Below are 20,681 nucleotides of genomic sequence, written 5' to 3'. Positions count from 1 at the left end.
ATTTGGGTATTAGTTTGCTTTGGCTGGTGTGACAATTTCGAGGTTATTGCTCACCTTGGTTACGCCTTCTACTTTATTGGCTATTTCAGTGGCACGGTTTTTGTCTTGAATAGACGCCACGCTGCCGCTTAGTCTGACCTGGCCGCGTTGAGATGCTACGGTGATATCGCCTCTGGCATATAAGCTATCGCGTTGCAGTGCGTCGGATACTGACCGGTTCAGGCTGGTATCGTCCTGGGGAATATTTTGGCTTAATGCTGTGCTTTGGCTTTTGGGTGCGGACATATTATCGCAGCTGGTCAGTGCCAGCAGTGGCAGAGCGATAAGCAGCGAGCTAAGACTGTAGTATCGTTTCATTATTTGATCCTCGTTGTTGTATGCAGCCTGAGCTTAACCGTATAAAACGGCTGCTTCTGTGCGCCAGCGCACTATGAGTACAGTTTTGTTTGGTGTGGCAACGTACAGACCTGCTGCTGGCATCGCGTTAGGCTGATGCAAAAGCTGTCGCAACACTTTTGTTAGCAGGCAGACTTTGAAACTGGAGCTAATGATGAATGTTGAACCGCGTGACGCTATTGGTATGTACAAGGGCACTTTGGATGGCCCGGGCCCGCACCTGATGGGTGCCAACACTTTACTGGGTAATGATGTCTACAACCATAAAGAAGAGAGCCTGGGAGACATTAAAGAAATTATGCTGGATATCAGCTCTGGCAAGGTCAGCTATGCTGTGTTGTCTTTTGGCACCTTTCTTGGAATGGGAGAAAAGTTATTTGCTGTACCCTGGGATGCCCTAAAGCTTGACACTCAGAACAAGCGTTTTGTGCTGGCTATTGAAAAAGAGCGCTTAAGTAAGGCACCCGGCTTTGACAAGCATAAATGGCCAAATATGGCTGACAAAACCTGGGCAAAAGACATAGATACTTATTATGCGGCGCGCTGAGCATATCAGCGATTAAATGCAACAACAGCCCGTGACCGCGGGCTTTTTTCTGTTGTGTTGTGCAGCGCACATACAACGGCAATTTGCTGTCGCATAGTTAAGTCCCTTAGCGTGTTAACAGGTAGAACCCTATGTTAGAAACCATCATTGTACTATTGATTATTTTGTGGGCATTGGGCCTGGTGTCTTCTTACACTATGGGCGGCTTTATTCATCTGTTACTGGTTATTGCGCTGATAGTCGTGGCGATACGCTTAATACGTGGCCGGCGCATCTGAAGGCGGTAACCAAGAGGTTTTATGCAACATAAACTGAGCACAATTAGTCAGGTTCACGCTGTAGGGCCGATGCCAGCTAAAATAACCACAACGCCACGGCGCAGTTATGCTGAGCTGCAGCAGGCATTGGTGCGGGCAGAAACCACTACTGAGCGTACGTTATGCGAGATGTTAGCGCTGCGGCAAAGCCTGCAGGAAAATAGCGACCTGGCGAACAGATCGCAGATCCAACAACAGTTACGTAGCTTAATTAAACAGTCGCAACGTAATGGCAGCGGCTTTGCAGTATTGTTTGTACAGTTGGATCATTATCAGGATATTTATCAGCAGCATGGTACGCGAATAGCGAAGCAGGTCTGTGAGCTGACGCTGGCCAGGCTGGCTTCGGCAGTGCGAACCTGCGATATGGTCAGCCAGCAAGCCGATGATCAGTTTCTGTTGCTGATAACCGATGTAAAACGCGTATATGATGTGGTTTTAGTGGCAGAAAAACTGCTGCAAAAACTGACACAGTTGGATGGCTTATGCCAGCAACCATTAGTAATTGAGGTGAGTATTGGCATTAGCCGTTATCCGCATGATGGCACTGATGCTACCTTGTTGACAGAACGCGCGGCTGCCGCAATGTTGCATGCCCAGCATCGCGGCGGTAATCAGTTTTCTTTGCTGCGTTAAAACGGCTGCTTAACGCAAAAATTTTTGTACATACCAGCAGCTGGCGCTTAGCTGATACTGCTGGCTTTTGGCCCAGGCCAAACCATGACGCACCAGTTGCTCGGCCAGACCTTTACCGCGGAACTGAGGTGGAACAAAAGTATGATGAAAATCAACGCTGTTGCCTTGAACCTTGTAATCCAGCACGGCTTCTGCGCCAGCCAGTTGCAGCACAAAGCGTTGCTGTTCGGTCTGATGCTGAATAACCGGTTCTGTCATGCCTCATCTCCAAGCCAGGGGGTTTCTGGCAACTGTGCCAGATGACCTGCATAACGGTCTAAATTAAAGCTTTGCTGATGCTCTATCACATCTATCATTTCGGGTGCCAGAGCACAGGCAATTAACTCTATCGCCTCTTCCCGGCTATGGCCGGTCATGCGCAGCCGCATCAGGGTTTCAGTAACTTGCTTTGGGTAATTGTCTGCCAGCTGGTTTTCTACTACTTCAAACAGCATGGCTTGATCGAGCAGTTCATCGCTCATAAATGCCTCGGGTGACTGTGGAGTTTGCGCCAGTATGAAAGAATACGCTGCCTTTGCCAATTGATAGCGGAAAAAACCGTTAAAGCAATAGTATTTAGCCGCTGCTTTGGCTAAGCTGAAACGCCAGGCAATAGAGTAGAATAATAACTATGCAACAACAACTTAGCCTTTGGCGTGGCCGTTTGCAGGCATTGGGTCCGGGTGTGTTAATGGCGACGGCTGCTATTGGCGGCTCGCATCTGGTTGCTTCCACTCAGGCCGGTGCTTTGTTTGGCTGGCAGCTGGTCTGGCTAATCTTACTGGTTAATATTCTGAAGTATCCGTTTTTCCGCTTTGGCGTCGAATATACGCTTACCCGCAAAGAAAGCCTGTTAGCCGGATATCAGCGTAAAGGCCGCGGCTATTTTTACAGTTTTATTGGCTTGAATATTATTGCAGCCGTGGTTAATACCGCCGGCGTATTGCTGCTGACTGCCAGCCTGCTACAGTATGCGTTGCCCGGCAATTTATCTGTCACCTTATTGTGCTGGCTTATTTTAGCGGCCTGTTTAGTCATTTTGCTGTTGGGTCATTACAAGGCGCTGGATAACGTCGCCAAGCTGATTATGATAGTGCTGACTATTACTACTGTCTCAGCCGCCGTTATCGCCTGGCAAAATGGTGCCCAGGCACCGGCTGGCTATGTTGGCCCTTCGCCGTGGACACTGGCCGGTTTAGGCTTTTTGGTGGCATTAATGGGCTGGATGCCGGCGCCGATTGAAATCTCCGCCATCAGCTCGTTGTGGCTTAAAGCTAAGCAGCGCCATAGTCACGTTACCCGGGCACAGGGGCTGTTTGATTTTAATCTCGGTTATTGGTTAACAGCAGCGCTGGCGCTGGTGTTTTTATCCCTGGGTGCGCTGGTGCAATATGGCAACGAACAACCCATAGCGCTGGCCGGCAGTGCCTTCGCGCAACAACTAATGACCATGTATGCCAGCACTATCGGTGACTGGTCCCGGCCTTTAGTCGCGCTAATAGCGTTTTTATGTATGTTTGGCACTACCATTACCGTGCTGGACGGCTATGCCCGCACCCTGCATGCCTCGTTTGAGCAACTGGGCTTAATTAAACATAAATCAGCATTAAATTATTGGCTGCTGGCGCAGGCTGGCTGCGGTATGGCTTTGATTTTATTTTTTAAAGCCGCACTATCGCCCATGTTGACGTTTGCCATGACACTGGCGTTTTTAACCACGCCGGTATTTGCCTGGCTGAATTTCAGCCTGATGCGCGGCGAGGGCGCCATAGTGCTTAGCATGTCGCTGAAATGGCTAAGCTGGCTGGGATTAAGCTACTTAGTGGGCTTTGCCTTGTTGTTTTTGGCCTGGTTTAGCGGGCTTCTGTAATAAGGCGGCGACTTCTACTTCTATACTGTACCAGCGGGGACAGCAGCAACGGAGTGTGTCGTGAGCAAAAAGCGGAAATGCCGGATATTTGCCAGGTTGTGGTTGGCCAGTGCCATATTGGGCGGCGAAGCTGTTGCTGCGCAAGAACAAACTTTGCGGCTGGTGCTGGGTAAGCTGCCACCCTTTAATTGTGTGGATGTTACCGATACACCACGTTGTATAAACAACAAACTGGCAGTTAAATTACAGCATTACAGTGGCATTGGGATCACGGCCAGCATAGTGCCCTATGCCCGCGCGACCAGGATGTTGCAGCAGAACGCCGCCGATATTATGTTGCTGCTGCAAAACGACGAACTGCTTAGCTATGCTGAGCCGGTGGTGAGCTTGTATAGCATCAATTTGTCACTCTATGTCAGGGCCGCTGCGGTGCAATTAGCGCACGATAAAATCCGTACCGGCATACTGCGCGGCTCCGGCTCTAATATCAGCGCGCCACTGGCCGGATACCGGCTGGTAGAATTGGCAGACTATGATCAGGGTGTTGAGATGCTGGCACTGGGCCGGTTAGACGCTATGCTGGGGCCGGCAGAAGCACTGAGCTTTTTAATGCAACGCCACGACCTGACCGGGCAAATGGCGCCGCAGCCACTACTGCAGTTTAAACAAGATATCTGGCTGTATTGCCGGCTTAACGCCTGCAGTCCTGGGCAAATACAGCAACTTAAGCTTGCTGCAGAGCAAACCAAGCCTTATATGCCGGCGATACTACAGATTATGCCGTTATCGTACTATAACTAGTGATGCTGTTATTTCAGCATGTGCCTGGCGATTAGGGCCAGCAATGTTAAGGGTATAAATACCAGCAAAAAAAACGGCACTTCCTGCATAACGCTGTAACCGGCTTTGGTTACACCTACCCACATATTTACTGCGGCAACGATAAACCAGACGGGGATAAACCACAGTGCGGTCAGGGCAACAGCGTTGCGCCAGTATCCTAACAATAAACACAGTGCCAGCAATATTGCGCCGCTTCCTAACATTATCAGTGTATGCATACAGTCTCCTTTTACTTGCTTTACAGCAGCCGCCGCAGATCGGGCGGCTGCTGTGGCATTATTTGGTAGTATAGCCACCATTAGCCAGGATGGTCTGGCCGGTTATCCACCAGCCTTCTGTCACCAGAAAGCGGATTAGCGGTACTATATCTTCTATATGAGTTAGCCCGGTTTTACTGAACGGCGATAACGCCGCCGCTGTTTTATGGTAGGCCACCGCTTCCGGTGCTTCCTGGCCGTAAAAGAACGGGGTATCCATCGGGCCCGGCGCAACAGCGGTAACCGAAATGCCGCGGGCGCCAAACTCTTTTGATGCGGAGCGGGTAAAGTGCTCTACTGCCGCTTTGGCCCCGGCATAAGTGGCATAGAACGGCGTATAAGCTCCGAGCAATGAGGTGGCCAGAGTACAAACTTTACCGTTATCGGATACATGTTCACCTGCTTGCTGCAAAAAGAAAAATGCAGCTTTGGTATTGACGGCAAACATGGTGTCGTATTCTGCTTCAGACACCTCGACGATTGGCTTTTTCAGCACCATACCCACGGTATTAATGGCGATATCAATATGGCCGGCCTGTGCGATGGCGTCAGTAAATAACTTGGCCACGGCGTCTGCACTGGTCAAATCGGCTTGCAATAATATGGCTTTGGCCCCCGCACTTTCGACCGCTGCGGCAGTGGCCGTGGCGTCTGCTTTGCTGGCCGCACTGTGGTAGTGCACTATGATAGTGGCGGCGCCTTGTTCGGCAAAGTCACGTGCCAGTAAGCCGCCGAGGTTTTTGGCACCACCGGCAATCAATACGGTTTTGCCTTTCAATTTATGTGTTGTCATTAGTTGCTCCGCTGTCTGTTAATAGAATGGTTGCACGGCGTGTTGCGATTAGGGCACCCAGACCGTACGTATTAACTATGCGGTTAAAGTAACAGCGGATAAATCAGCGATTTACCGCTAGACTATCCATAAATTACGAACAATAAGATTGATTATGGATAGGTTGCACACAATAGAGATTTTTATCCGGGTGGCACAAACGCTTAGTTTCAGCCGCACAGCAGAGCAATTGCAGCTACCGCGTTCTACCGTATCAGCAGCCGTACAGACGCTGGAAAGCCACTTACAAACACGCTTGTTGCACCGCACTACCCGTAAAATTCAGTTAACGATAGACGGTAGTTTATATTTGGATTGGGCACAGCGGTTGTTAGCAGATATTGCAGACACTGAGCAGCGCTTGCGTCAGGGCAGTGCTGTGCCAGCTGGAAAGTTGCGCATCAGTGTGCCAGGGCGCATTGCCAGTTATATTATCGCGCCCCATCTGCCGGATTTTCTGCGGCAATACCCGGATATAGAGCTGGAGATCAGCAGTACTGACCGGCCGGTAGATTTGATTGATGAAGGTATTGACTGTGCCATCCGTGTTGGTGAAATGCATAACGATAACCTGATTGCCAAAACACTGGGGCAACTGTCGCAGGGTACTTTCGCCAGCCCTGCTTATCTGACTGAATGTGGTGTACCGCAGCGCCCGGACGATCTGGCGCAGCATCGGGTGGTAAATTATTTATCGCCGGTAACCGGCCGGGTGTTAGCGCCGGAATTCCAGCTGCAGGGTAAAATATACACACCGCCGTTCGCGGCCAAAATAGCGGTAAACAGTGTTGAAAGCTATATTGCCTGTTGCTGCGCCGGCTTAGGCTTGATCCAGATCCCGCAATACGATGCACAGCAGCTGTTACAGGAAGGCAAGTTAGTGGAAGTGCTGTCTGACTATGCACCGCCGTCGATGATCATAGCAGCGGTGTACCCTGATCGGCGCTATGTATCGCGCCGCGTCAGGGTGTTTATTGATTGGATGCAGCAACTGTTCCGGCACAATATGCAGCCAATTTAGATACAGACTTAGGCTCCCGCCTTAGTAATGTCATGTTGTAGTACTTTACTGAGGTGCTATACAAAGCGGATAGTAACACTGTCTATCGGGCGCCCGTCTTGCTATGAGTAAAATACACTGATCTCAGTCAGTTCACCTTAGTACTGTTAGCGGTCGCGGCAGTTTCAGGGCTGCGGGATAAAGCGTATGTCCAAATTGTATTTTGCCAATATCGCCAGCCAGTCCGGATCATTTGGCATTGGTGCCAACAAGTTCAGCAGCTCTTGCCCAAGCAACATGTCGTTTTTACTGTACATCATGCGGCGGGCTATGTGTTCATGGGGCTCTGTTGCGATGTAAAACAACCTGGCGTCGTCATCTTGTTGAGTTTTATAATTTAGCGTTGACATACTGATAATAGCGAAATCGCCCCGTCCCAGCCGCAGCATGTCGAGTACGTTTTCCTCTTGCAATGTATCTACCCGCGCCAAACTGCCTGTTTTTAAGGCGGCGTCCAAACCAACATAATGATAGCCTTGAACGCCGATAAAGGTTTTTCCAGTCAGCTCGGCCAGGTCTTGATTAGTAACGGCCTTGGTTTTAAGCGAAACAAAAACATCATCATCCAGCAAAATGGGCGGGGTAAAGCTCATCCGATCTGCCACCTGCTTAAACCATATGGGCTGTACACCCAGCACAACATGAGCAAAGGGGCGTTCTAGCAGCGTATTGATGCGTTTGCGTGGCACAAACTCAGTTTTAAACCAGTAGTTACTGCTGCGCTGATTAAAATAATGCGCCAGATCGTAATACAGCCCTTGTTGGGTGCCTAAATCAACTATAAAGGGCGCTTTCAGGTGATAGGTGAGCAGCAGTACTTCCTGCCGTTGTTGTGCAAATGCAAGCTGGCTACATAGCAACACAGCACACAGCGTGAATACATTTACGTATCGAAGCAGCATAGCATCTGCACCTTTTGGCACTATGATGGTTTTACTATAGCGCAGTGCTACTGTGCCGCCAGCTTAATATCAGGCTGGCGGCGGAACTTTTACAACGCCAGGGTTTTTTCACCGCGGGCAATACCCGAAGCGCCGCTGCGCACTACTTCCAGTATCGGCGTTGTGCCAAGCGCCTGAATAAAGGCATCCAGTTTGTCGCTGGTGCCAACCAGTTGAATGGTATAGGTGCTTGGTGTGACGTCGATGATTTGGCCACGGAAAATATCGGCACAACGTTTTACTTCTTCGCGCTGGTTGCCACTGGCTTTTACTTTTACCAGCATGAGCTCGCGTTCAATATGCGCTGCTTCACTGATATCGGAAACCTTTACCACCTCAATCAGCTTATGCAGCTGTTTACTGATTTGTTCAATGACCTGATCGTTACCCTGGGTAACCAAAGTTAACCGCGATAAGGTTGCATCGTCTGTGGGGGCCACGTTGAGAGAGTCGATGTTATAGCCACGCTGGGCAAATAAGCCAACCAGACGGGCTAAAGCCCCGGATTCGTTCTCCAGCAGAACAGAAATAATATGCCGCATGTTAAGTCCTCTCTGTCTTGCTTAAAAACATGTCGTTCATCGCGCCGCCGGGCACCTGCATCGGGTAGACGTGCTCTTTCGGGTCGATATGAATATCTAAAAACACCAGCTGATCTTTCAGCGCAAAGGCACGCTCCAGTGCCGGTTGCAGCTCTTCGGGTGTAGTTACACGGATGCCAACATGGCCGTAAGCTTCGGCCAGTTTGACAAAGTCGGGCAGGGAGTCCATGTACGAGCTGGCATAGCGCGACTCGTAGTTCATATCCTGCCATTGTTTAACCATGCCTAAATAGCCGTTATTCAGGTTAATAATTTTTACGCCTAAGCCATATTGCTTGCAGGTAGATAGCTCCTGAATATTCATTTGGATTGAGCCTTCACCGGTAACGCAAATGACATCCGCATCGGGGTAATTCAGTTTTACCCCCATCGCTGCCGGCAAACCAAAGCCCATGGTGCCAAGGCCACCGGAGTTGATCCAGCGGTTGGGTTTATTAAACGGATAATACTGCGCAGCAAACATCTGGTGCTGGCCAACATCACTGCAGACATAGGCTTCACCTTTGGTAATTTTGCTTACCTGCTCAATAACATACTGTGGTTTTAACAGAGGCGTAGCGCTGTCGTAACGGCCACCGTGCACTGCGCGCCATTGGGCTATTTGCTGCCACCACTGTGTCAGTGCCGCACTGTCCAATTTTTTCTTTTTTTGCTTTAGCACAGCCAGCATTTCGCTTAACACCGGCTTTACCAGGCCAACAATCGGAATATGCGCATTAACCGTTTTGCTGATGCTGGCCGGGTCGATATCGATATGAATAATCGTAGCGTCGGGACAAAATTTCTTAGTGTTGTTGGTTACCCGATCATCAAAGCGGGCGCCAACGGCCAGGATCACATCGGCATGGTGCATAGTCTGATTGGCTTCATAGCTGCCGTGCATGCCCAGCATACCAATAAACTGTTTATCGCCAGCCGGGTAAGCCCCGAGGCCCATCAGGGTATTGGTAACCGGCAGGTTAAGCAGTTGCGCTAATTCAGTCAGCTCGTTTGATGCTGAGCCTAAAATGACACCGCCACCGGCATATAAAATTGGCTTTTTCGCGGCTAAAAGCGCGGTTACGGCTTTTTTAATCTGGCCGGCATGGCCCTGCTGTTTCGGCTGGTACGAGCGCAGGTTAATGTCTTCCGGATAGTGATACGGAAACTTCTGGTTTGGCATCGTCATATCTTTCGGGATATCTAACACCACCGGGCCTGGCCGGCCGCTTTGCGCGATATGAAATGCCTTTTTAATTAAATACGGAATATCTTCCGGCCGCCGTACCGACATATTGTGCTTACAAATTGGCCGCGAAATACCCAGCATATCGGTTTCCTGAAAGGCATCGCCGCCAATTAAGTGGCTCATCACCTGACCGGTTAATACCACCATTGGGATCGAGTCCATATAGGCAGTGGCAATACCGGTAACAGCGTTAGTGGCGCCCGGGCCAGATGTCACCAGTACAACACCGGCTTTGCCGCTGGCGCGGGCATAAGCATCGGCCATATGGGTAGCTGCCTGTTCGTGGCGCACTAACACATGTTTAACTTTATTTTGCTGAAACAGGGCATCGTAGATGTGCAATACAGCACCGCCCGGGTATCCGTACAGGTACTCGACGCCTTCATCGGCAAGGGCGCGGATTACCATGGCGGCACCGGATAACATTTCTGTGCTGCGATTGTGCTCGGCTGACTTATCGTCTGGCTGGGTCTTGCTGGTCATTTTATTGTGTCTCATAGTTTGCTGTGGCAATAACTGCACACCGCGGCTTTGCAGGCAAAGTCGCGGGTGAATTGTTCTAAAACAGCATATTGGCTGTTTTTTTGTTTGCTACGTGGACAGGTTAAACAGGCAAGGCTGTAAAACTCAAACTATGGCGCTATGGTTATTCGCTGCTGAGCAGTCATTTTTTGGTGCGCAGGGTTAATTTACGTGATAGATGTTCGGATGTCGATGCTTTTTACGCTGATTTTGCTGCTTTTGTCAGCAAACACAAGGCTTGCAAAGCCATAGCGCTGCCCACATAGTAGTAGCCAACAGTTTTTGATTTAACCCGTACAGGATTGACCTTCTTATGCAACAGCCTATCGTTGATGTGTCACTGAATAACGCCCGCGAAGTACTGGACATTTCCATGCAAAAACTGGTGTTGTTCCAGTTCTGGTCGGCGCGCAGCGAAGGCTGCAAACAATTAAGCCCGCTGCTGGAACGTATAGTACAGCAGTATCCACAACAGCTATTGCTGGCCCGGGTCGATTGCGATAAAGAGCCGGATTTAGCTATGCAGTTTGGCGTGCAGTCGCTGCCTACCGTGATGCTGATTAAACAAGGCAGGCCGGTTGATGGCTTTGCCGGAGTTGAAACCGAACAAGCTATTCGCGATAAGCTGGCACCGTATTTACCTAAGCCGGAAGACGAATTACTGGCACAAGCTGAACAATTATTAGCCGCTCAGGATTACGCCGGTGCTTATCCGCTGCTAAAAGACGCGCTGGCACTAGCGCCACAACGCAGCGATATAAAATTGTGGCTGGCCGACGCCGCTGTCAGCCTTGGGCAATTAGCCCAGGCCGAAGCGCTGCTTGGTGAAATTAAACTGGCCGATCAGGATACGTTGTACAAAACCGTATTGGCGAAACTGCAACTGGCGAAAGACGCCGCAGACACCCCGGAGATCCAGGCGCTGGAGGCAGCTTTGGCAGCCGAACCGGCCAATAACCAGTTAAAAGAGCAGCTGGCACTGCAGTACCAGGCGGTAAAACGCAGCGAAGACGCGCTGGCACTCCTATTTGCCGTGCTGCAACAGGATCTCAACTTCGGCAGCAGTAAAAAATTGTATCTGGACATTCTGGCTGCACTGCCCAAAGGTGATAGTGTGGCCAGCCAGTACCGGCGCAAACTGTATAGTCTGTTGTATTAGAACAGCAGTTTATTGTGATATTTTCGCAGCAATTTAAGCAGTACAGCGATGTACTGCAACAGTACCGGTACTACTGGCAGTTTTTACCCTTTAGCTGCGAGGCATTACCCTGGCAGGGTACGGCATTGCAGCAGTTATTGTCGCAACTGACAGAGCGGCAACTAACGGCACTGGAGCAGGATGCTGCCGCTCAGCAGCAGCTGTTGCAGCCGTTTTTTCCTGAACTGTTTCAACTCGCCAAACTTGAACAACGACAAGACAACTGCGCCGCCGCGTCGCTGCCTGCTTTACCTTTTTGGTTGGCAAATGGCATCGGCGGGCGCAAATTAGAACAAATAGATGCCTTGTGCCAACATTGGCCACAACTCCCCCTGCCGGTGCTGGAGTGGTGTGCTGGCAAGGGACATTTAGGACGTGTGCTGGCGCACCGTTTTGCCCGGCCTGTGGTCAGTGTAGAGTGGCAGCAAAGCCTGTGTCAGCAGGGCAGTGAATTGGCCAACAAGTTGGCATTGCCGCAACAATTTATTTGTGCTGACGTACTACGCCAGCCACTGAGTGGCGTGTTGCAACCGCAGCAGCAGGTTGTGGCGTTACATGCCTGTGGCCAGTTGCATATCCGTTTGTTACAACAGGTCGTCGCTGCCGGCTGTCAGCAGCTGCAACTGATACCGTGTTGTTATCATTTAATAAGCTCTGACTTGTATCAACCGCTGTCAACATTGGGGCAGCAGCGTGATCTGGCATTGAGCAAAGAGGATTTAAAACTGGTGGTGCAGGGGCAGGTCACCGGCGGTGACCGCACAGAGCGGTTGCGGCACACCGAAGTGCTGTGGCGCCTGGCATATGACGAATTACGCAAACAACTCACAGGGCAACAGAGTTATCAACCCCTGGCATCGGTTGCAAAACATTGGTTTAGCGGCGAGTTTTTTGCTTTTGCCCAGTGGGCGGCGCAACAACATGGTTTGACGTTGCCTGCAAAATTCAGTAGCGAAGCGTATCTGCAGCGAGCCCAAACACGGCTGCTGCTGGTAAAACAAATTCAACTGGTGCGGCATTTATTCCGCCGGCCACTGGAGTTGTGGCTGGCGTTGGATAAAGCGCTATTTTTACAGCAACACGGCTATAGCGTCAGCCTGACAGAGTTTTGTGATTACCAGCTAACACCGCGCAATATGCTGCTACAAGCCAGCAAAACGCCAACTGCTGCAGGTAGCTAACAAGACACCTGCTCGGTAACCGGGTTGGCTGCGTCGGCCAGATAATATTGGGCAATACGTTGATCTTTTTCCTGCCAGCGCTGGTTTAGCCACAGCTGAAAACGCTGACGAAACTGCTCGTCGTTAAAGTAGTCACCAATAACCTGTTGATCAACCGGTAACACTTCAACCTGTACCACTACCCGCTTCAGTTTGCCGGTTAACATATCCAGCGCGACATGATGCGGGTTGTCCGGGTACAGCAGGGTAAAGTCTAAAATGGCATTAAACTGCTCACCCATGCTGGCCAGCGTAAAGGCAATACCACCGGCTTTAGGCGGCAGTAAATAGTGAAACGGACTGCGCTTTTGGGCTTTTTTTTGCTCGGTACAACGGGTGCCCTCGACAAAATTGATAATGGTGGTAGGCACGGTTTTAAACTTCTGGCAGGAGGCGCGGGTGGTTTCTATATCCTTGCCTTGTAATTCTGGCCTTTTCGCCAGCTGTGCTGCACTGTAGCGTTTCATAAATGGCATATCCAGCGCCCAGCAACCGGTGCCTAAAAATGGCAGCCACTTTAACTCGTCTTTTAAAAAAAACTTGGGTTCGGGTATGCGGCTATGCGCAACAGTGCTGACTACCGGAATATCCAGCCAGCTTTTGTGGTTAGAAATAAGCAGGTACCAACTGGCTTTATCCAGCGTTTGTGCACCACTGATTTGCCAGTCAACCGCATTAAACAGATTAATCAGCGCGGTGTTAACGTGGGTCCAGCCGCGATAACAGCCCTTGCCGGCAAAGCCGGTCAGGCGGTGCACGGCGCTGAAGGGTAGCAGCAGCTTAACAATGCCCAGCGGCGTGACTAACAGCCCCCACAACGCCAGATTTAACGCAAACAAACTAAAACTGAATGGTAATAATAACCAACCGGGTAAAAAACTTAACATTACTGCTTAACTCCCTGTTTCAGCGCGCTAAGCTGCTGATCTTTCTGTTGCCATAACTGGTTTATCCAGTGCTGGAAACGCTCCCGGTACTGGGTATCGTTATAATCTCCGAGTAGCTCCGGTGTAATAGGCAATACCTTTATCTGTATGGTTATATCACGAACTTTACCGGAGATATAATCCCAGAAATTAGGAATACCCTGCGGATAGTGGATGGTAATATCGAGAATTTTGTGCAGTTGTTCACCCATGGCGCCCAGTACAAAGGCCGCGCCACCAGCTTTGGGCTTCAGCAGGTTTTGATACGGTGATTGCTGATTAGCATGCTTGGCCGGAGTAAAACGGGTGCCTTCGACAAAATTCATAATGGCGGCCGGTTTAAAGCGGAACTTGCGGCAGGCCTTACGGGTGGTTTCAATGTCTTTACCCTGTAAATGCGGATTGCGCTGTAAAAACGCTTTGCTGTAGCGCTTCATAAAAGGGAAATCCAGCGCCCACCAGCACAGGCCTATAATGGGTACGTAGATCAATTCTTTTTTCAAAAAAAACTTAATAAACGGGATCTTGCGGTTAAACACCTTTTGCAAAACCAGAATATCAGCCCAGGACTGATGATTCGCTAACACCAGATACCAGTCTTTACGGGACAGTTTTTCCAGCCCGGCAACGTGCCAGCGAATGCGGGTAAAGAGGCGGGCGGTAAAGTTATTCACACTGATCCAGGATACAGCACAAGCATCCAGTAAATAGGTCATCCAGCTTTGCCAACGGGTAAGCGGTGGCAGCTTCAAAATAGCCAACAGCATTATCGGCACAGACCAGAACAGTGTGTTGACGATATACAGCAGTAGAGAAAGGGCTCCGGTTAATGGCCGGGGCAAAAAATGCAACATATTAAGTACCTGATAGCTGTTACCGGCGTTGTCAGACGCCGGCAAAAATAATAACAGCAGGCTTGCCTGCTGTTAACACATCCGATCAGCTATCAGTTTACCTTAATCTTCAAAATAGGTGTAACCATAAACGCCGGCTTTTAACTCATCCAGCAGCTCATCTTTACGGCCATCTTGCATATCGAGTTTTGCCAATTGCTTGGTGTAAGAGGCAATCAGCTTTTTAGCGTCAAACTGCACATAGCGCAGTACATCGGCTACTGTATCGCCTTTAATGATATTGGTAAGCTTGTAGCTGCCATCATCAGTAAGTTCGACATGTACTGAGTCGGTGTCACCAAACAGGTTATGCAAATCACCGAGGATTTCCTGATAGGCACCGACCATAAACATACCCAACAGGTATTGCTGATCTTCTTTATATAACGGTAAAGGTAAGCTGGACTCAATACCATTGCCGTCGGCATAGCTTTTTAACTGGCCATCAGAATCACAGGTAATGTCCTGAATAATAGCGCGATGGTTTAATGGCTCGTTCATCCGCTCCAGTGGCATCACCGGGAACAGCTGATCAATACCCCAGGCATCCGGCATCGACTGGAACAGCGAAAAGTTAACAAATAACTTATCTGCCAGCTTTTCGTTTAGCTCATCGTGAATAGCGCGGTGTGAACGGGCTGACAAATCGAGGTTGGCGCGCACTTTATTAATGGTAGCGAAGTAAATTTGCTCCAGTAACGACCAGTCCTGCAACGTCAATAAACCGTGCACATACTGAGCGTGGGCATCGGTAAAGTAGTGGATAGCGTCGTGATACGCCTCGACGGCGGAACGTGGCGTAACATTTTGGTACGCTTCCCACAGGCCGAGAATGACGGTTGGTGAGTCTTCACTTGGCTCCGGCAGATTAACCAGGCCAGGCGCCCGCTCAATATCAATGGCGTCAGTGACCAGTACTGCGTGGTGAGCGGTCATGGCGCGGCCAGACTCGGTAATAATGTTCGGGTGCGGCAAATCATATTCATCGCACACTTCTTTCAGGCCGTTTACCACATTGCGGGCATATTCCATCATGGTGTAGTTCATCGAACAGGCCGAACGGGATTTTGAGCCTTCGTAGTCGACACCCAGGCCACCACCAACATCCACTGTGCTAATAGGCACGCCTAAGGTACGTAATTCAGCGTAGTGGCGGGCACATTCGCGAATTGCATTGTGAATGTCGCGAATATTGGCAATTTGCGAGCCGATATGAAAATGCACCAACTGTAATAAGTCGAGCTTGCCGGCATCACGTAAAATATCAATCGCCTGTAACACCTGCGTAGCTGTCAGACCAAACTTGCCTTTCTCACCGCCGGTATTTTGCCATTTACCCTTACCAACCGAATTTAAGCGAATACGGATACCGATACGCGGTGCAGCGCCAAGGTTATCTACTTCACGCAGCAGGGTTTTTAGCTCAGACAGCTTTTCGACCACGACATAGACAGTGTGGCCCATCATATCGCCGATAGTAGCTAAACGCAGGAATTCACTGTCTTTGTAACCATTACAAACAATTTGCAATGGTTGCTCGGTTACGCCAAGGATCGCCATTAACTCCGGCTTACTGCCGGCTTCCAGGCCAACTTTACCGCTGTCGTGGCTGATCAGCCGCTTTACGACAGAGAACTGCTGGTTCACTTTAATTGGATACACAGCGGTGTACTGGCCCTGATAATCTTTTTCTGCTTTGGCAAGCTGGAAAGATTTAATCAGGGTGTCTACCCGATGCTGTAAAATATCGGTAAAGCGCACCAGCACTGGCAGAGTCAGGCCTTCCTCTTTAAAGCGGGTAGTAAGCTCAGGAAAGCTAATGCCTTTTTTACTGTGATCCTGATCGGGATAAGCCACCAGATCACCCTCAGCATTAACATCAAAATACCCTTCACTCCACACCGCTACGTTGTAGATAGAGCGCGCTTTTTCTGTACCCCAGTCGGCCATTGTCGTTCCTTTAAAATTAAGATGTGCATAGTTTAAGGCTTATACTGATAAGCTGCAGCAAAAAACGCGAAAAAGACAAAAAATTTGAGTGTGGCGGCGCTAAAAGGCACAATACGCGCCCTGTTACAGCGAGGGGATAACTATGTCTGGTTTTAAGAACAATTGGTACACCGAAATATTCGCCGCCAGCGGCAGCGCTTTTGGCCTGCAGGTCACTAAAAAGCTGGATGAAGTGCAGTCACCATTTCAGAAGATTGAAATGTATGAAACCAGCCACTTTGGCAATCTTATGGTGATAGATGACGTTATCATGCTAAGCAGCCGGGATAACTTTTTATACCACGAAATGCTAAGCCACCCTGTACTGTTTAGCCATGCTAACCCGAAAAACGTGGTGATAATCGGCGGCGGTGACTGCGGTACCCTGCGTGAAGTATTAAAACACCCTGGCGTGGAATCGGTAACGCAAATCGATATCGACGAGCAGGTTACCCGGATGGCAGAGAAATACTTCCCGGAGTTGTGTGCTTCAAACAATGATCCACGTGCCAGCCTAAAGTTTGATGACGGCATTAAATTTATGCGTGAAGCGGCGCCGGAATCAATCGACGTGATTATCGTCGATTCAACCGATCCGATAGGGCCGGGCGAGGGTTTATTTAACCGGGCCTTTTACGATAGCTGCCGCAAAGCGTTGCGCCATGGCGGTATTTTAGTGCAGCAAAGCGAATCACCGCTTATTCATATGCCGCTGTTAAAAGACATGCGCAGTGCCATGCAGGATGCCGGCTTTGCGGCGTTGCAAACGCTGTTGTTCCCGCAAATGGTGTATCCATCCGGTTGGTGGACCTGTACGCTGGCCCGCAAAGACGCTGCTTTTGATGGCTTTCGCGAAGCCGATGCCGCGGCTGCGCCATTCAGCACTGAGTATTACAACGTCGCTGTGCACAAAGCCGCATCGGCCTGGCCTAACTTTATGCAACGGGCGTTGCTAGGTTAGTTAACAGACATCTGTGGTAGGTTATGAAAATAAATGTGCAGGTTAACTTGCGGTTTTGGCAAGCTTTCTGTACATTTATTGTTCATAAGTGGGGTGGCCAATGAAGAAATTATCTTACCTGTTGTTTTTCAGCGCTTTTTCCATTCAAGCTCAGGTTTATAAATGTGAGCGCAATGGTGTGGTTGAATTCAGCCAGTTTCCGTGTGCGGCAGAAGCTGAGCAGGTAGATATGCGCCCTGTTGGTACAGCTACGCCTGGAACCCGCAGCGAGTTTCGTCAGCAAGTTGATGCACTCAAGCGTCAGGGGCGTTTTGTCGAGTATCAAATTACCTCACTGGAACAACAAAAACAGCAAGAAGCGGATGAGTTAAAGTCGCAGCTGTACAAACTTCGGCGTAACTACCCCAGAGCAGAAGAGCTGGCAGCATTACAACAGAAAATTGACCGTTTAGAACAGCAGTTCGATGAAAAAATTGCCATCGAAAAAACCAAGCTGGTGGGCTTAAAGCAAAAAACCAGCAACTTAGAACGGCAATACGCGCAAAACTAAATTCGATAGATAGATTTAAACAGCCCCGCTAATGCGGGGCTTTTTAATTCCCGATAAATAAAGTATCTGCTTTAGCAGTTGTTTCACGGTGTGATGTTATGTTTTATGTGCGGCTGCCCCTGGAATTTACATTAATTAAGTAATATTTAATTACAAAATTAATATGCGTTTTCAATGTGAATTTTGTGTTTTGTGCTACACCTAATTTGCTGCCTAAGCAGTTGATGTCAAAACAAAATACAAAAAGGACATATATGAAAAGCTCATTTACTTACTCCCTGTGTGCGCTGGCGGTAAGCTCATTACTGCCATCCGGCTTTGCTTTTGCCCAGCAAAGCAACAACCAGTCCGATGCCCAACAGGTAGAGCGGATCGAAGTAACCGGTTCTCGTATTAAGCGCAATGATTTGGAAGGTGCTGCGCCGATCGACGTAATAAATCGGGAAGAAATTGCCAAATCTGGCTTTTCCAATCTGCAGCAGTTGTTGGAACGCACCCCCGTTGCTGGGACAGGTACATTTTCTACCCGTGGCAATAATCAGGATTCTACCGCCAACGGTGGTGCTGCCATCAGTTTACGCGGATTTGGCTCTGACGCTACCTTGGTATTGATAAATGGTCGTAGGGTTGCTGTCAGCGCTTTTGCTGAGAACATCGCGAACTCTTTTGTTGATATAAACTCGATACCGGTTGCTGCGATTGAACGTATAGAAATTCTTAAAGATGGTGCTTCTGCAGTCTATGGTTCCGATGCTGTTGCTGGTGTGGTGAACATTATATTACGCAAAGACTTTGACGGTGCAGAGCTTAGTGTTAGTCACGGTGGAACCACCGGACCATCCTATGATGAAACATCTGCTAGTTTGGTTTGGGGCGCTGAAACGGACGATGCCAATGCTACGCTGATACTGGACTATTTTAAAAATACCGTAATTACCGGCGCCGAAATGGGCCGTTTTGGTACGGCAAATCAGGCACCTTATGGTGGCCAGGATCTGCGTTCCTCACGGGGTTATCCCGGCAATTTTATTGTTAATGGTGTCGCTCGCATAGATCCGGGCTGTCCTGCCGACAGAACTTTTGGTCAGACTTGCGTATTTGACTATGGTCCCTATGGTATGACAGTGCCTGCGGCAGAGCGGGTAGGTGCGATATTTCAAGGCAGTCAGAAGTTTACTAATGGGATTGAAGGTTATGTAGAGCTGTCGGTGCAGCATAATCGTTCTCAGGCGTCAGGAGCGGCTACCCCCTTAGATGGTGATGCGGGTTTGACTGTGCCAGGAACACATCCAAACAATCCGTTTGGGGTCGATATTGGCATTAACCGTTTCCGTACCGTCGATGCTGGCGCCCGAACCTGGGATATTGAGTCTGACTCGTTGCGTATGGTGTTGGGTTTGCGTGGCCAGATTAATAACTGGGATTGGGATATTGCAGCGCAAAAAGGCCGCAGTGAATCGATGCAAACAGGCAGTAAACAGCAAGGCTGGGTACGCACAGATTTTCTGCAACAGCAAATTGATCTAGGTAATTACAATCCTTTTGGTGGCTTTGTTAATTCGCCAGAGGTGATTGACGCGATTACCACTTCACTGGTCAGGCGTGGTGAATCACATATTACTGCTTATGATGCCAGTATCAGCGGAGAAGCTTTTGCGCTGGGTGATCATATGGTGTCGATGGCGGCAGGTATTGAATATCGTGAAGAAGATGCTTTTGATCAGCCGGATGACCAATTTCAGCGTGGTTTAATCTTTGGTACTGAGTCGGTATCGGCGCAGGCACAGCGTGACCAATATGCGGCTTTTGTTGAATTACTGATTCCGGTGGCAGATGTGCTGGAGTTCACTGTTGCAGGACGATACGACCACTATAGTGATTTTGGTTCAACCACTAATCCACAATTAAGCATGAAGTGGCGGCCACTGGATAACTTTACGCTGCGCGCGTCATTTGGTCAGGGATTCAGAGCACCATCATTGGCGCAAATAGGTTTAGGGCCATCGCAGGAATCGGTATTTTTTACCGATACCTATCGTTGTCCAACTGCAGACCCGGCTAATCCAGCCTGTGCAGCTACCGATTACACAATAGTCTTCGTTGGTACCGAAGGTTTGCAGCCTGAAGAATCCGAAACCTTTAACCTTGGTGTGGTATGGCAGGTTAGCGATGAGTTTGATATTACTGCGGATATCTGGAGTATTACTCAGGATAACAAGATAGATAAAAATGATTATGAAAATGTCTATGACGCTGAATGTAACAATCAGAATAGCACCCGCTGTGTAAGGCTGGCGCCATTGCCTGGCCAGTCTCTGGGCGAGTTGTCGCGGTTGTTTAACAGCTATGTCAATGTCAGTGCTCAGGAAGCAACGGGTCTGGATTTATCAACGTCCTACATGATGAAATTACAGGATATGGGGCAAATCCGTTTTAGCCTGGATTGGTCTTATATCAGTAAATTTGAGAAAGATGATATCGACTATGCTGGCGAATATAACTATCCACAACACCGCTGGTTGGCATCGGCAGACTGGAACCTTGGAGATTGGGGAATAATCACCAGCCTCAGTTATATTGGTGAGTTTGAAGATTATGCTGCGCCAAGTGATGTAGAGAGTACAACGACCCGCTCGATCAGTGCGCAAATGCTGTTGGATATTCAGGCACGTTATAATTTGAATGACAAAACGCAGTTGGTGCTCGGTATGAATAATGCGCTTGATGAAGACCCACCATTTGCTATTGGTGATGGTGACGCGGATTTATATGGTTACGCGTCAAAAGTGCATAACCCCAGAGGACAGTATATTTATGGCAAAATTAGTTATCGTTTTTAGCGGTTAATTAATGG

Annotated in this window: 22 protein-coding genes; 11 read left to right on the top strand and 11 right to left on the bottom strand. The window is 49.2% G+C overall.

Features of this window, described 5'->3' with window-relative positions:
- Nucleotides 1-9 precede the first annotated feature (9 nt).
- Nucleotides 10-357 (bottom strand): BON domain-containing protein, encoded by a 348-nt coding sequence (locus tag MN202_RS08945; RefSeq protein ID WP_335735762.1) that lies wholly within the window; start codon nt 355-357, stop codon nt 10-12.
- 193 nt (nt 358-550) lie between these two features.
- On the opposite strand from MN202_RS08945, the gene MN202_RS08940 reads away from it, so the two are divergent.
- From MN202_RS08940 to MN202_RS08930, 3 genes are all read left to right on the top strand, one after another.
- Nucleotides 551-943 carry a PRC-barrel domain-containing protein gene (locus tag MN202_RS08940; protein ID WP_335735875.1) on the top strand — a complete coding sequence of 131 codons (393 nt, stop codon included), beginning with the start codon at nt 551-553 and terminating at the stop codon, nt 941-943.
- Nucleotides 944-1,074: 131 nt separating this feature from the next.
- Nucleotides 1,075-1,221 carry a lmo0937 family membrane protein gene (locus tag MN202_RS08935; protein ID WP_335735761.1) on the top strand — a complete coding sequence of 49 codons (147 nt, stop codon included), beginning with the start codon at nt 1,075-1,077 and terminating at the stop codon, nt 1,219-1,221.
- 21 nt (nt 1,222-1,242) lie between these two features.
- Nucleotides 1,243-1,896 carry a GGDEF domain-containing protein gene (locus tag MN202_RS08930; RefSeq protein ID WP_335735760.1) on the top strand — a complete coding sequence of 218 codons (654 nt, stop codon included), beginning with the start codon at nt 1,243-1,245 and terminating at the stop codon, nt 1,894-1,896.
- Between the two features lie 9 nt (nt 1,897-1,905).
- Here the strand turns inward: MN202_RS08930 and MN202_RS08925 are convergent, their stop codons facing one another.
- Together MN202_RS08925 and MN202_RS08920 are read right to left on the bottom strand one after the other, a co-directional pair.
- Complete coding sequence (locus MN202_RS08925; protein ID WP_335735759.1) at nt 1,906-2,154, bottom strand: GNAT family N-acetyltransferase; 249 nt, start codon at nt 2,152-2,154, stop codon at nt 1,906-1,908.
- On the bottom strand, nt 2,151-2,417 hold the full coding sequence (locus MN202_RS08920; RefSeq protein ID WP_335735758.1) for a hypothetical protein: 267 nt from the start codon (nt 2,415-2,417) through the stop codon (nt 2,151-2,153). Before MN202_RS08920 ends, MN202_RS08925 begins: the two co-directional genes overlap by 4 nt.
- A 149-nt stretch (nt 2,418-2,566) precedes the next feature.
- Between MN202_RS08920 and MN202_RS08915 the strand changes: the two genes are divergently transcribed.
- Both MN202_RS08915 and MN202_RS08910 read left to right on the top strand, forming a co-directional pair.
- Complete coding sequence (locus MN202_RS08915; RefSeq protein ID WP_335735757.1) at nt 2,567-3,805, top strand: NRAMP family divalent metal transporter; 1,239 nt, start codon at nt 2,567-2,569, stop codon at nt 3,803-3,805.
- A gap of 60 nt (nt 3,806-3,865) precedes the next feature.
- Nucleotides 3,866-4,606, top strand: coding sequence for a hypothetical protein (locus MN202_RS08910; RefSeq protein ID WP_335735756.1), 741 nt, complete (start codon nt 3,866-3,868; stop codon nt 4,604-4,606).
- An 8-nt stretch (nt 4,607-4,614) separates the two neighbouring features.
- Here the strand turns inward: MN202_RS08910 and MN202_RS08905 are convergent, their stop codons facing one another.
- Both MN202_RS08905 and MN202_RS08900 read right to left on the bottom strand, forming a co-directional pair.
- Nucleotides 4,615-4,866 carry a hypothetical protein gene (locus MN202_RS08905; protein WP_335735755.1) on the bottom strand — a complete coding sequence of 84 codons (252 nt, stop codon included), beginning with the start codon at nt 4,864-4,866 and terminating at the stop codon, nt 4,615-4,617.
- A 58-nt stretch (nt 4,867-4,924) separates the two neighbouring features.
- A complete protein-coding gene (locus MN202_RS08900) occupies nt 4,925-5,698 on the bottom strand; it encodes an SDR family oxidoreductase (RefSeq protein ID WP_335735754.1) in 774 nt (257 codons plus the stop codon).
- A gap of 154 nt (nt 5,699-5,852) precedes the next feature.
- On the opposite strand from MN202_RS08900, the gene MN202_RS08895 reads away from it, so the two are divergent.
- Nucleotides 5,853-6,758 carry a LysR family transcriptional regulator gene (locus MN202_RS08895; RefSeq protein ID WP_335735753.1) on the top strand — a complete coding sequence of 302 codons (906 nt, stop codon included), beginning with the start codon at nt 5,853-5,855 and terminating at the stop codon, nt 6,756-6,758.
- Between the two features lie 164 nt (nt 6,759-6,922).
- Here the strand turns inward: MN202_RS08895 and MN202_RS08890 are convergent, their stop codons facing one another.
- The 3 genes from MN202_RS08890 to MN202_RS08880 form a co-directional block, all read right to left on the bottom strand.
- On the bottom strand, nt 6,923-7,699 hold the full coding sequence (locus MN202_RS08890; protein ID WP_335735752.1) for a transporter substrate-binding domain-containing protein: 777 nt from the start codon (nt 7,697-7,699) through the stop codon (nt 6,923-6,925).
- 89 nt (nt 7,700-7,788) lie between these two features.
- On the bottom strand, nt 7,789-8,280 hold the full coding sequence (gene ilvN / locus MN202_RS08885; protein ID WP_335735751.1) for an acetolactate synthase small subunit: 492 nt from the start codon (nt 8,278-8,280) through the stop codon (nt 7,789-7,791).
- A gap of 1 nt (nt 8,281) precedes the next feature.
- Nucleotides 8,282-10,051 (bottom strand): acetolactate synthase 3 large subunit, encoded by a 1,770-nt coding sequence (locus MN202_RS08880; protein WP_335735874.1) that lies wholly within the window; start codon nt 10,049-10,051, stop codon nt 8,282-8,284.
- Between the two features lie 352 nt (nt 10,052-10,403).
- Between MN202_RS08880 and MN202_RS08875 the strand changes: the two genes are divergently transcribed.
- Nucleotides 10,404-11,249 (top strand): co-chaperone YbbN, encoded by an 846-nt coding sequence (locus MN202_RS08875; protein WP_335735750.1) that lies wholly within the window; start codon nt 10,404-10,406, stop codon nt 11,247-11,249.
- A 14-nt stretch (nt 11,250-11,263) separates the two neighbouring features.
- Nucleotides 11,264-12,469 carry a methyltransferase gene (locus MN202_RS08870; protein ID WP_335735749.1) on the top strand — a complete coding sequence of 402 codons (1,206 nt, stop codon included), beginning with the start codon at nt 11,264-11,266 and terminating at the stop codon, nt 12,467-12,469.
- On the opposite strand, the gene MN202_RS08865 is transcribed toward MN202_RS08870, so the two are convergent.
- The 3 genes from MN202_RS08865 to speA all read right to left on the bottom strand — a co-directional run bounded on the left by MN202_RS08865 (nt 12,466) and on the right by speA (nt 16,277).
- A complete protein-coding gene (locus MN202_RS08865) occupies nt 12,466-13,395 on the bottom strand; it encodes an acyltransferase (protein WP_335735748.1) in 930 nt (309 codons plus the stop codon). The two genes, MN202_RS08870 and MN202_RS08865, sit on opposite strands and share 4 nt — an antisense overlap.
- Complete coding sequence (locus MN202_RS08860) at nt 13,395-14,288, bottom strand: acyltransferase (RefSeq protein WP_335735747.1); 894 nt, start codon at nt 14,286-14,288, stop codon at nt 13,395-13,397. Before MN202_RS08860 ends, MN202_RS08865 begins: the two co-directional genes overlap by 1 nt.
- 102 nt (nt 14,289-14,390) lie before the next feature.
- A complete protein-coding gene (speA, locus tag MN202_RS08855) occupies nt 14,391-16,277 on the bottom strand; it encodes a biosynthetic arginine decarboxylase (protein ID WP_335735746.1) in 1,887 nt (628 codons plus the stop codon).
- 142 nt (nt 16,278-16,419) lie between these two features.
- Between speA and speE the strand changes: the two genes are divergently transcribed.
- The 3 genes from speE to MN202_RS08840 all read left to right on the top strand — a co-directional run bounded on the left by speE (nt 16,420) and on the right by MN202_RS08840 (nt 20,667).
- On the top strand, nt 16,420-17,277 hold the full coding sequence (speE, locus tag MN202_RS08850) for a polyamine aminopropyltransferase (RefSeq protein ID WP_335735745.1): 858 nt from the start codon (nt 16,420-16,422) through the stop codon (nt 17,275-17,277).
- 100 nt (nt 17,278-17,377) lie between these two features.
- Nucleotides 17,378-17,827 carry a DUF4124 domain-containing protein gene (locus tag MN202_RS08845; protein WP_335735744.1) on the top strand — a complete coding sequence of 150 codons (450 nt, stop codon included), beginning with the start codon at nt 17,378-17,380 and terminating at the stop codon, nt 17,825-17,827.
- Between the two features lie 254 nt (nt 17,828-18,081).
- The gene (locus MN202_RS08840; protein WP_335735743.1) at nt 18,082-20,667 is read left to right on the top strand and encodes a TonB-dependent receptor plug domain-containing protein; all 2,586 of its coding nucleotides are present in this window, start codon (nt 18,082-18,084) and stop codon (nt 20,665-20,667) included.
- Nucleotides 20,668-20,681: the final 14 nt, after the last annotated feature.

The organism is Rheinheimera muenzenbergensis, from assembly GCF_036984005.1.
Taxonomy (GTDB): domain Bacteria; phylum Pseudomonadota; class Gammaproteobacteria; order Enterobacterales; family Alteromonadaceae; genus Alishewanella; species Alishewanella muenzenbergensis.
The sequence above is the reverse complement of the archived record's forward strand: the minus strand, read 5'-3'. Positions and strand labels throughout refer to the sequence as shown.

Excerpts from the sequence above, each read along its gene's own strand:
- MN202_RS08865 (WP_335735748.1), bottom strand. The coding sequence starts at position 13,395 with ATGTTAAGTTTTTTACCCGGTTGGTTATTATTACCATTCAGTTTTAGT.
- MN202_RS08900 (WP_335735754.1), bottom strand. The coding sequence starts at position 5,698 with ATGACAACACATAAATTGAAAGGCAAAACCGTATTGATTGCCGGTGGT.
- MN202_RS08940 (WP_335735875.1), top strand. The coding sequence starts at position 551 with ATGAATGTTGAACCGCGTGACGCTATTGGTATGTACAAGGGCACTTTG.
- MN202_RS08920 (WP_335735758.1), bottom strand. The coding sequence starts at position 2,417 with ATGAGCGATGAACTGCTCGATCAAGCCATGCTGTTTGAAGTAGTAGAA.
- MN202_RS08930 (WP_335735760.1), top strand. The coding sequence starts at position 1,243 with ATGCAACATAAACTGAGCACAATTAGTCAGGTTCACGCTGTAGGGCCG.
- MN202_RS08845 (WP_335735744.1), top strand. The coding sequence starts at position 17,378 with ATGAAGAAATTATCTTACCTGTTGTTTTTCAGCGCTTTTTCCATTCAA.
- MN202_RS08840 (WP_335735743.1), top strand. The coding sequence starts at position 18,082 with ATGAAAAGCTCATTTACTTACTCCCTGTGTGCGCTGGCGGTAAGCTCA.
- MN202_RS08915 (WP_335735757.1), top strand. The coding sequence starts at position 2,567 with ATGCAACAACAACTTAGCCTTTGGCGTGGCCGTTTGCAGGCATTGGGT.
- MN202_RS08875 (WP_335735750.1), top strand. The coding sequence starts at position 10,404 with ATGCAACAGCCTATCGTTGATGTGTCACTGAATAACGCCCGCGAAGTA.
- MN202_RS08895 (WP_335735753.1), top strand. The coding sequence starts at position 5,853 with ATGGATAGGTTGCACACAATAGAGATTTTTATCCGGGTGGCACAAACG.
- MN202_RS08925 (WP_335735759.1), bottom strand. The coding sequence starts at position 2,154 with ATGACAGAACCGGTTATTCAGCATCAGACCGAACAGCAACGCTTTGTG.
- speE (WP_335735745.1), top strand. The coding sequence starts at position 16,420 with ATGTCTGGTTTTAAGAACAATTGGTACACCGAAATATTCGCCGCCAGC.
- MN202_RS08860 (WP_335735747.1), bottom strand. The coding sequence starts at position 14,288 with ATGTTGCATTTTTTGCCCCGGCCATTAACCGGAGCCCTTTCTCTACTG.
- MN202_RS08890 (WP_335735752.1), bottom strand. The coding sequence starts at position 7,699 with ATGCTGCTTCGATACGTAAATGTATTCACGCTGTGTGCTGTGTTGCTA.
- ilvN (WP_335735751.1), bottom strand. The coding sequence starts at position 8,280 with ATGCGGCATATTATTTCTGTTCTGCTGGAGAACGAATCCGGGGCTTTA.
- MN202_RS08905 (WP_335735755.1), bottom strand. The coding sequence starts at position 4,866 with ATGCATACACTGATAATGTTAGGAAGCGGCGCAATATTGCTGGCACTG.
- MN202_RS08880 (WP_335735874.1), bottom strand. The coding sequence starts at position 10,051 with ATGACCAGCAAGACCCAGCCAGACGATAAGTCAGCCGAGCACAATCGC.
- MN202_RS08945 (WP_335735762.1), bottom strand. The coding sequence starts at position 357 with ATGAAACGATACTACAGTCTTAGCTCGCTGCTTATCGCTCTGCCACTG.
- speA (WP_335735746.1), bottom strand. The coding sequence starts at position 16,277 with ATGGCCGACTGGGGTACAGAAAAAGCGCGCTCTATCTACAACGTAGCG.
- MN202_RS08935 (WP_335735761.1), top strand. The coding sequence starts at position 1,075 with ATGTTAGAAACCATCATTGTACTATTGATTATTTTGTGGGCATTGGGC.